Source organism: Psychromonas hadalis ATCC BAA-638 (genome assembly GCF_000420245.1).
Lineage (GTDB): Bacteria > Pseudomonadota > Gammaproteobacteria > Enterobacterales > Psychromonadaceae > Psychromonas > Psychromonas hadalis.
Map to the genome: position 1 here is coordinate 1 of NZ_ATUO01000138.1, position 9,320 is coordinate 9,320.

At 41.1% G+C, this 9,320-nt stretch carries 7 protein-coding genes; 3 read left to right on the top strand and 4 right to left on the bottom strand.

Annotated features, from left to right (window positions below):
* Positions 1-146: 146 nt before the first annotated feature.
* The gene (locus G322_RS0114680) at positions 147-1,829 is read right to left on the bottom strand and encodes a methyl-accepting chemotaxis protein (RefSeq protein ID WP_022942498.1); all 1,683 of its coding nucleotides are present in this window, start codon (positions 1,827-1,829) and stop codon (positions 147-149) included.
* Positions 1,830-2,099: 270 nt separating this feature from the next.
* Between G322_RS0114680 and ilvG the strand changes: the two genes are divergently transcribed.
* The 3 genes from ilvG (at position 2,100) to ilvD (ending at position 6,014) form a co-directional block, all read left to right on the top strand.
* A complete protein-coding gene (ilvG, locus tag G322_RS0114685; RefSeq protein WP_022942499.1) occupies positions 2,100-3,743 on the top strand; it encodes an acetolactate synthase 2 catalytic subunit in 1,644 nt (547 codons plus the stop codon).
* Positions 3,743-4,000 carry an acetolactate synthase 2 small subunit gene (gene ilvM, locus G322_RS0114690; protein WP_022942500.1) on the top strand — a complete coding sequence of 86 codons (258 nt, stop codon included), beginning with the start codon at positions 3,743-3,745 and terminating at the stop codon, positions 3,998-4,000. The genes ilvG and ilvM overlap by 1 nt, the downstream gene beginning before the upstream one ends.
* A 175-nt stretch (positions 4,001-4,175) precedes the next feature.
* Entirely contained in the window at positions 4,176-6,014 is a 1,839-nt protein-coding gene (ilvD, locus tag G322_RS0114695) for a dihydroxy-acid dehydratase (protein WP_022942501.1), read from the top strand.
* 89 nt (positions 6,015-6,103) lie between these two features.
* Here ilvD and G322_RS0114700 read toward each other — a convergent pair whose 3' ends face one another.
* The 3 genes from G322_RS0114700 to rbsB all read right to left on the bottom strand — a co-directional run bounded on the left by G322_RS0114700 (position 6,104) and on the right by rbsB (position 9,247).
* Complete coding sequence (locus G322_RS0114700) at positions 6,104-7,111, bottom strand: substrate-binding domain-containing protein (RefSeq protein WP_022942502.1); 1,008 nt, start codon at positions 7,109-7,111, stop codon at positions 6,104-6,106.
* Between the two features lie 26 nt (positions 7,112-7,137).
* Positions 7,138-8,064, bottom strand: coding sequence for a ribokinase (rbsK, locus tag G322_RS0114705; protein WP_022942503.1), 927 nt, complete (start codon positions 8,062-8,064; stop codon positions 7,138-7,140).
* 292 nt (positions 8,065-8,356) lie between these two features.
* Positions 8,357-9,247, bottom strand: a complete 891-nt coding sequence (gene rbsB / locus G322_RS0114710; protein ID WP_022942504.1) for a ribose ABC transporter substrate-binding protein RbsB — start codon at positions 9,245-9,247, stop codon at positions 8,357-8,359.
* Between the last annotated feature and the right edge of the window lie 73 nt (positions 9,248-9,320).

The following is a 9,320-nucleotide window of genomic DNA, read 5'->3' on the forward strand; positions in this document are numbered from 1 at the left end:
ACTAATATCTGCGTTGCATTCAATCGCAATAGCCGGCTATTACTCAATCATGCGCCTTGACCTTAGTAATTTACCCTGCGTAAAACCTGATCATTATATTAAGCGGAATGGTATTACTCTTTTCTGCTGTTATTCTTTACATGTTTTTACACTTTAAATTTAGCAATATCTGCTTGCATTATTTCAGCCAATTTCGCTAGTTCGGCACTCGCCTCACTACTCTGCTCAGCCCCTGATGCAGTTTGCTCAGAGATATCACTAATCGCAGTAATATTACGATTTATCTCCTCAGTCACAGAGCTTTGTTGCTCGGCGGCGGTGGCAATTTGTGCATTCATATCATTAATTTGATCTACGCTGGTGGTGATTTTGGCCAATGCATCACCCGCTTTCTGCGCCTCTATTGCGGTCACTTTCGCATTTTCAGCACCTTCTATTAAACGCTGTGTCGATTCTCGACTGCCCTGTTGTAAACTCTGGATCGTCTGCTGTATCTCTTGTGTAGATTTTTGAGTGCGACTTGCCAACGTACGCACTTCATCGGCAACCACAGCAAATCCTCGCCCTTGCTCACCTGCTCGGGCAGCTTCAATGGCTGCATTTAAAGCGAGTAAATTTGTTTGCTCAGAAATACTTTGAATCACCTCCACCACACTGCCGATATCCTCTGCATGTTGCGCTAATTGTTGCATCGACTCAACTGACTCCTGCATCTCAGATGATAAATTTTCAATCATTTGAATACTCTCTTTCACCACTTTCTGTCCTTCTGTCGCTGCTAAATCAGCTTCTGCTGAAGCTTGTGATGCTGAACTGGCACTTTGTGCCACCTCATGTACTGTTGCAGTAAATTGATGAATAGCAGTAGCAATCAGTTGAGTTTGCTGTTGTTGATCAATAATATTTTGTTTGGTTTGCTGGGCAACCGTGGCATTCTCTTCTGCAGAACGGGTTAATTGTGAGGTTGATTGGTAAGTTGATAACACAATACTTTGAAAGCTTTCTACAATTTTGTTCACGTGGTTTGCAATATGAGAAAACTCATCATTGCCACTTAAATTAATGCGCTGAGTCAGATCACCTAAAGCAATTTTATTAGCGGTCTCTTCAAGCTGAAACGAAGCACTATTTACACGCTTAATAATCAGTAAAGATACAAATGATACAATCGCCATACTGGTCAATACCAATATAATAACGGTAATTAAAAAACGATCGATATTATCATTCGCCTGTTCAAAATTTTCTTTGCCTTCTGCCACCTGTAGCGCTAAAAAAACTTCTGCTTCTTTTTTGACCAACTTAAACACTGGATTTATCTTTTTTAATAAAATGATATTCGCTTTTGTATAATCACCTTGTTGTAGTGCATCTAAAGCCAAGTTAAAACCTTGATCTGTAATTTTATCAAGATGACTGGCCAGCTTTTCAACTTGTCTTCGCTCCTCGTGTGATAAATCAGAACTTAAAATTTCATTATCAATAATATGATGTAATAACTGAATGGAATCTTCAATGGCATTGATATGTAATTCAATGCGATGATCATGAAATTTAACAACTTCAGAATTGGGATCATGTTGAAACGAAAATAATAACTCACTTCTAGCGTCGCCTAATTCATCTAAAATTTTCCCTGCACGGATAGCTTGTTGCATTCCTTGTGTATAAAGGTCTTCAATCGATTCTGTCGCTTGTTGCATGCCAGAGATTCCTTGATATGCAATAAGTAACAATGCCATTAAAGTTATCAATACACTACTTTTTAAACGAAAACTTACCGACTGTAACTTTCCAGAAAATGCTGATTTTTTATTTTTATTATACATTTCTAATACCTCATTTATGACTGTTATAAAATAGACTATTAACTGTAGCTAAGGGTATAAAAAAAGATGACGTTCAGATTGACCTGAATCAACGAAGCTAAAAAAGTTAAAATTTATCATTAAGTTACCTGCCTACTTTTAGCAAAAATGTGATCGCAGTTGAAAAAAACAGCAACTTTTGCTATAAAGACACACTTTTAAAAAATAAAGCTCCCTTTTAACTATGAAAAATAGCCACGATATCCCTTCACTAAATTCAGGAAGAAACTAATGAACGGTGCTAACTTTGTTGTTCACGCATTAAAACAACACAATATCAGCCAAGTTTTTGGCTACCCCGGTGGCGCTATCATGCCACTTTATGATGCACTTTATGATGGTGGCGTTGATCATCTTTTATGTCGCCATGAACAAGGCGCTATTATGGCAGCCATTGGTTACGCACGTTCAACGGGTAAAGTTGGCGTGTGTATCGCAACCTCAGGCCCGGGCGCAACTAACCTGATAACAGGGCTTGCTGATGCAATGATGGATTCAATTCCAATCGTCGCGATTACCGGCCAAGTTGCCAGCCATTTAATTGGTACGGATGCTTTCCAAGAGATAGATGTATTAGGGTTATCACTTGCCTGCACCAAACATAGTTTTATGGTGCAAAGTGCTGATCAGTTAGGCCCTATCATTGAGCAGGCATTTGAACTTGCGAGTTCAGGTAGACCCGGCCCGGTTTTAATTGATATCCCAAAAGATATTCAGCTTGGTGATGCGCTAAATTTTTCCCCTATTCATGCAACAAAAACACCTAACACAATCAATAAAGTTGCCATTAACAGTGCGCGAGAAATGATTGAAAATGCGAAAAAACCACTGCTTTATATCGGTGGTGGCGTGGGCATGGCACAAGCGGTTGAACCGTTACGCCAGTTTATCAAAAAATCAAAAATCCCCAGCGTTTGTACCTTAAAAGGGATTGGTGCAGTTAAGCATTCCTCTCCCTACTTCATGGGTATGGTCGGCATGCATGGCAGTAAAGCCTCCAACTTTGCCATTCAAGAATGTGATCTGTTAATTGCCATTGGTGCACGTTTTGATGACAGAGTAACGGGTAAATTGGATGAATTTGCGCCGCATGCAAAAGTGATCCATCTTGATATTGACGCTGCTGAAATTGATAAACTGCGCACGGTTGAACTAGCCATGACCGATGACCTTAAACAGATCTTGCCACTGCTTGAAACCACAACCTCTATCGGGGAGTGGCAAAAGCATATCTTAAAAATGAAAGTCGATTTTGCTAATCGTTATGATCACCCCGGTGATGCTATTTATGCGCCTGCAATGTTACGCCAACTTGCAGAGATGCAACCACGTGATACGGTTATCTGCACGGATGTTGGTCAACACCAAATGTGGGTTGCGCAACATATGTTTGTAGACAGACCTGAAAATCATATCTCCAGTTCAGGATTAGGCACCATGGGTTTTGGTATTCCAGCAGCGGTTGGCGCACAAGTCGCGCGTCCCGATGATACCGTTATCGCCGTGTCTGGTGATGGCTCATTTATGATGAATGTGCAAGAGCTTGGTACGATTAAACGTAAAAAATTGCCCGTTAAAATTTTGCTGATTGATAACCAACGCTTAGGCATGGTGCGTCAGTGGCAAAAACTGTTTTTTGATGGCCGTTACAGTGAAACAATTCTCACCGATAACCCCGATTTTGTGACACTGGCAAGTGCCTTTGATATTCCCGGTGAAACGATTGCAACTAAATCTCAATTACAAGGCGCCTTAAGTCGTTTGCTTGACAGTAAAGGAGCTTATTTACTACACGTTTCAATTTCAGAAGAAGAAAATGTTTGGCCACTCGTCCCACCGGGTGCACCGAACGACAAAATGATGGAGAGCTTATAATGAAATCATTACTGATCATTCAAGGTGATAACAGCCCAGAGTTATTAGAGCGTCTATTACGCGTGGTACGTCACCGTGGTTTTGCGGTGCAAAATCTCAATGCAGAAATCTCTAAAAACGGGCAGGCTTTACACCTCACACTCACCGTTTGCAGTGAACGTAAAATTAGTTTGTTAACCAAGCAACTGGAAAAAATTTTTGGCATCACTAAAGTGGCAACACTTAGCCAAGAAGCAAGGGTTAAAGTCAGTGCATAGTTAGAGACCAGAACCACTGCATATGCTAACGCTCACTTTCAAAGTGGTTCGGTATAGTTGTTAATAATAAAGTAATCTGCTTAAATCAGATCAAGTGAAACATAAAAAATAGAGTAATAACTCAACACCTCATTAATCATTGAGGTGTTTTATCCCAAATAGAAAGGAATTTAAAATGCCAGATTACCGTTCAAAAACCTCCACACATGGCCGTAACATGGCAGGTGCTCGTGCATTATGGCGCGCAACAGGCGTAAAAGATGAAGATTTCGGCAAACCTATCATCGCCATTGCAAACTCATTTACCCAATTTGTACCCGGTCATGTGCATCTTAAAGACATGGGACAGTTAGTCGCACGTGAAATTGAAAAAGCGGGCGGTATTGCCAAAGAGTTCAATACTATCGCCATTGATGATGGTATCGCAATGGGTCACTCAGGCATGTTATACAGTTTGCCTTCACGCGATCTGATTGCTGATTCTATTGAATATATGGTTAACGCGCATTGTGCCGATGCGATTGTTTGTATCTCTAACTGTGACAAAATCACACCGGGCATGTTGATGGCGGGTTTACGTCTAAACATTCCAATCATCATGGTCTCTGGCGGTCCAATGGAAGCAGGTAAAACCAAACTTTCTGATCAATTGATTAAACTAGACTTAGTTGACGCAATGGTCATGGGCGCGGATAAAAACGTTTCTGATGAAGATGTAGCAAAAGTGGAGCGCAGTGCTTGTCCTACTTGTGGCTCATGCTCAGGCATGTTCACTGCTAACTCAATGAACTGTTTAACCGAAGCATTAGGCTTATCGCTACCGGGTAACGGATCAATGCTCGCAACACATGCAGACCGAGAAGCGCTATTTTTAGAAGCGGGTCGCCGTATTGTTGAGATCACCAAACGCCATTATGAGCAAGATGATTACAGCGTATTACCACGCTCAATTGCCTGCAAACCGGCTTTTGAGAATGCCATGGCACTCGATATTGCCATGGGTGGTTCAACCAATACCATTTTGCATCTATTAGCCTGCGCACAAGAAGCTGAAATTGATTTTAATCTCAATGATATGGATGCCATGTCACGTCGTATTCCTCAACTGTGTAAAGTTGCCCCTTCTACCCCGAAATACCACATGGAAGATGTGCATCGTGCAGGTGGTGTGATGGCGATTTTAGGCGAGCTCGACAGAGCGGGGTTCTTAAACAGTGATATTCCGACTATCTTAAATATGACCATGAAAGAGCAGTTAGCAAAATACGATATTATGCAAACACAAGATCCCGCGATTATCGATTTCTATCGTGCAGGCCCTGCTGGTATTCGTACTGTTAAAGCATTTAGTCAGTCTTGTCGCTGGGAGACAGTCGATAACGACCGTAAAGAGGGTTGTATTCGCTCACTAGAAAACGCGTTTAGCACTGAAGGTGGTTTAGCGGTTTTATTTGGTAATATGGCCGTTGATGGCGCGGTGGTTAAAACCGCAGGTGTTGATGATGACAACCTTACCTTTACTGGTGTTGCAAAAGTATACGAAGATCAAGATGATGCTGTAACCGCCATTTTAGGTGGAAAAGTCGTTGCGGGTGACATAGTGGTTATTCGTTATGAGGGTCCACAAGGTGGTCCGGGTATGCAAGAGATGCTTTACCCAACAACTTATTTAAAATCCATGGGACTGGGCAAAGCGTGTGCATTGATCACCGATGGTCGTTTCTCAGGTGGTACATCAGGGTTATCCATTGGCCACGTTTCACCAGAAGCGGCCGCGGGTGGCATGATTGGTTTAATCAAAAATGGCGATACTATCTTTATTGATATTCCAACCCGTGAAATGACCTTGAAAGTATCAGATGAAATATTAGCTGAACGCCGCGTTAAACAAGATGCACTTGGCTGGAAACCTGTTGATCGACACCGCCCTATTTCAGCAGCGTTAAAGGTGTATGCAATGATGGCAACGTCTGCCGATAAAGGTGCCGTGCGTGATTTAAGCAAACTAAAATAAGCTAATAGCTAACACATAAAAAAGCCAGTAATGTTAATTCGTTACTGGCTTTTTTGGTTTGTACCTCATTAGCTATTACTTCAAACCTTCTAGGTACTTAGTCTTTTAACACTATCACGTATCACTAATGTGGGTGCTAAATTAATTTCAACACTTTCTTCACGGCCAGTTTTCACCTTATCGAGTAAGGTATCAAAAGCCATTTGTCCAAGATTAAATTTTGGCTGATGAATAGTCGTTAATGCCGGGCAGATATATTTAGCCAGTTTGATATCATCATATCCAATAATGGATAGATCTTCTGGTACACCAACACCACAGTTATCAGCGGCACTTATCACCCCCATCGCCATCATATCGTTACAAACAAAGAGCGCGGTGGGTAACTCACCAGTTGCATAAATAGTTTCAAATGCCTGCTTACCCCCTTCACATTCAAAATTACCAAAGGCATACCATGTTTCATTAACTTCAAGGTTTGCCTCTTGCATCGCTTGCAGGTAACCGGTAAAACGCGCAAAAGTCGCTTTTTTATCGCGAGGCCCGCTAATACAGCCAATTTGAGTATGACCGTTATCGATAAGGTGGCGTGTGGCTAAATAACCACCATGCTGGGAATTGTCATGTATTTTGTCACAAGGAAAATTAGCCTCTCCACTATCAAGAATAACCGTAGGTACGGGTTTATGCCGTGCAAATATGTCTAAATTTTGACTGGCAATCTCATCGCTCATGAGCAATAAACCATCAACTTGCTTTTGTAACAGCATATCGATATTAAAATCCAAACGTGTGAGATCTCCTTCTGTATTACATAAAAGCAAGTTATAACCCTGCTCGTAACAACGTCGTTCAACGCCTTTAACCACCTCTGCAAAAAATGGATTAGTCGAGGTAGTGACCAACATGCCAAAAGTACGGGTATTTTTTAATTTTAAGCTTCGAGCAAGCGCAGAAGGTGTGTAATTTAGTTCATCAACCCCTTTCATTACCCGCTCAATAATATCAGCGCTAACATAACGTGTTTTATTAAGTACATGGCTTACCGTTGAAGTTGATACGCCTGCATGTTTTGCCACATCTTTAATGGTTGCCATTCGGTTATCTTTACCCTTTTATATTTTTAGCTATTATCTGCATTATTAAGGAAATTATCTACTGTATTTCGATAGGGTATTGATGTCTGTGCACCAGCACCCGTTACGGTAATAGCAGCGGCTGCATGCGCAAAACGTATTGCATCAGTGAGCGTTGCACCTTCTAATAAACGTGTGAGTAATGCGCCGTTAAAGGTATCACCCGCAGCCGTTGTATCAACGGCTTGCACTCTAAAACCTTTTATCTGTTCACCATGACCATGCTCACTTACCCATACACCTTCACTGCCCATAGTTATCATCACCAACTTGATTCCTTTACGGTGGAGTTGCAAAGCAGCTCGATGTGCAGATTCTGTATTGGTCACTTTAATCCCAGTCAGTTGCTCAGCCTCTGTTTCATTGGGTGTAATTATATCAATAAGTTGCAGTAAATCATCTGTTAATGGTTGTGCGGGTGCAGGGTTTAATACAATTTGAGTGTTTTCCTGCTTTGCTATTTGGGCGGCACTTATAATTGCTTCCATCGGGATTTCTAACTGCATTAATAACATATCAGCATCACGAATAAGCTGATGATAAGGTTGTAGACGTTCAGCCGTTAGGCAAGCGTTTGCCTCTGCAGAAAGGCAGATGCTATTTTCTCCGCTAGCAGCAACCTGAATCATCGCAATCCCCGTTGGTTTATTCGCTTCAATCATCACAGCATCAACATTAATGCCATCCTGTTTAAATGCCTCACGGATATTTAACCCAAAGCTATCGTCACCCACACAGGCGATAAAGCTTACATCGGCCCCCAAACGTGCGGCAGCGACTGCTTGATTAGCACCTTTTCCACCTGCAATAACACTGTAATTTTTACCCTGTAATGTTTCACCGGGACGCGGAAAAGAAGGAACTTGCAGAACATGATCTGCATTAACACTGCCTAAAACGACCAATTTATTCATGATAACGAGCACCTGTTTTTAGCTTAATTTTTTGTAACTACTCAGGTCGTTGCCATTTAAGCCTATTTCATCGTTGAAAAATGCTCATTTAAACCACTAAACTGCGCTTTTTCGCCTTGAACTAAGCATAAATGGCTTAGCCCTGAGCATTTACAGTCTATTTTTATAAAAACACCTCAAATTTGAAGGGGTGCTAAGTAGTTACAATTTTTTTAGCTTCAGAATGGAATAATTAACATACCAAATAGAAAAGAAGTAGGATCAAAGCGAACCCTGATCCTGATTAAGAGAGTTATTTAACAACCATCATTAATGGTACAGGAATATTTTTATCTACTGATTCACCTTTTAAGACTTTCACAGCAGACTCAACACCAATCTCACCAATCAGACCTGGTTGTTGAGCAATAGTAGCCCCTAATAAACCACGTTTAACCGCCGCGATACCATCATCTGTACCATCAAAACCAACAATTAGAATATCTTTTCCCGATGCTTGCACAGCACGAATAGCCCCTAATGCCATCTCATCATTTTGTGCAAATACGGCTTGTACATTCGGATTAGAAGCGATCATGTTCTCCATCACATTGAGACCTTTAGCACGGTCAAAATCAGCAGGTTGGCTAGCAAGTAAGTTCATGTTTTCACTTTTAACTGCATTCATAAAACCTTCCCCACGCTCACGTGCGGCCGATGTACCGGCGATACCTTCAAGTTGGATAACACGCGCATTTTTACCGATTTTTTCACTGATAAATTTACCCGCCATCTCTCCACCAGCAATATTATCAGAAGCAATATGTGTCACTACATCACCGCGACTTGCACCACGATCTAAGGTTATTACCGGAATGTTTGCTTGATTTGCTATACGGATAGCATTTCCAACCGCATCGGAATCAGTCGGGTTGATTAAAATTGCTTTTACACCACGAACAACCAAATCTTCAACATTTGATAGCTCTTTACTGGGGTCATTTTGTGAATCAAGCACAATCAGCTTGTACCCCAATTCTTCGGCTTTCTTTTCAGCACCCTCTTTCATAGTAACAAAAAAAGGATTGTTTAAAGTAGAAACAACCATCGCAATAGTATCTTGCGCCATTACGGTTGTACTAAAAGACGCTGAAATAACCGCCGCCGAAATTAATGTGGTCAACTTTTTAAATTTATTATTCATTTTCTATTCCTTTTATATTATACCAATCCGCATAAGTATCTGATCTATCTTGTTGGTTAAAATAATAAATAGC

Excerpts from the sequence above, each read along its gene's own strand:
- rbsK (WP_022942503.1), bottom strand. The coding sequence starts at position 8,064 with ATGAATAAATTGGTCGTTTTAGGCAGTGTTAATGCAGATCATGTTCTG.
- G322_RS0114680 (WP_022942498.1), bottom strand. The coding sequence starts at position 1,829 with ATGTATAATAAAAATAAAAAATCAGCATTTTCTGGAAAGTTACAGTCG.
- ilvD (WP_022942501.1), top strand. The coding sequence starts at position 4,176 with ATGCCAGATTACCGTTCAAAAACCTCCACACATGGCCGTAACATGGCA.
- G322_RS0114700 (WP_022942502.1), bottom strand. The coding sequence starts at position 7,111 with ATGGCAACCATTAAAGATGTGGCAAAACATGCAGGCGTATCAACTTCA.
- rbsB (WP_022942504.1), bottom strand. The coding sequence starts at position 9,247 with ATGAATAATAAATTTAAAAAGTTGACCACATTAATTTCGGCGGCGGTT.
- ilvM (WP_022942500.1), top strand. The coding sequence starts at position 3,743 with ATGAAATCATTACTGATCATTCAAGGTGATAACAGCCCAGAGTTATTA.
- ilvG (WP_022942499.1), top strand. The coding sequence starts at position 2,100 with ATGAACGGTGCTAACTTTGTTGTTCACGCATTAAAACAACACAATATC.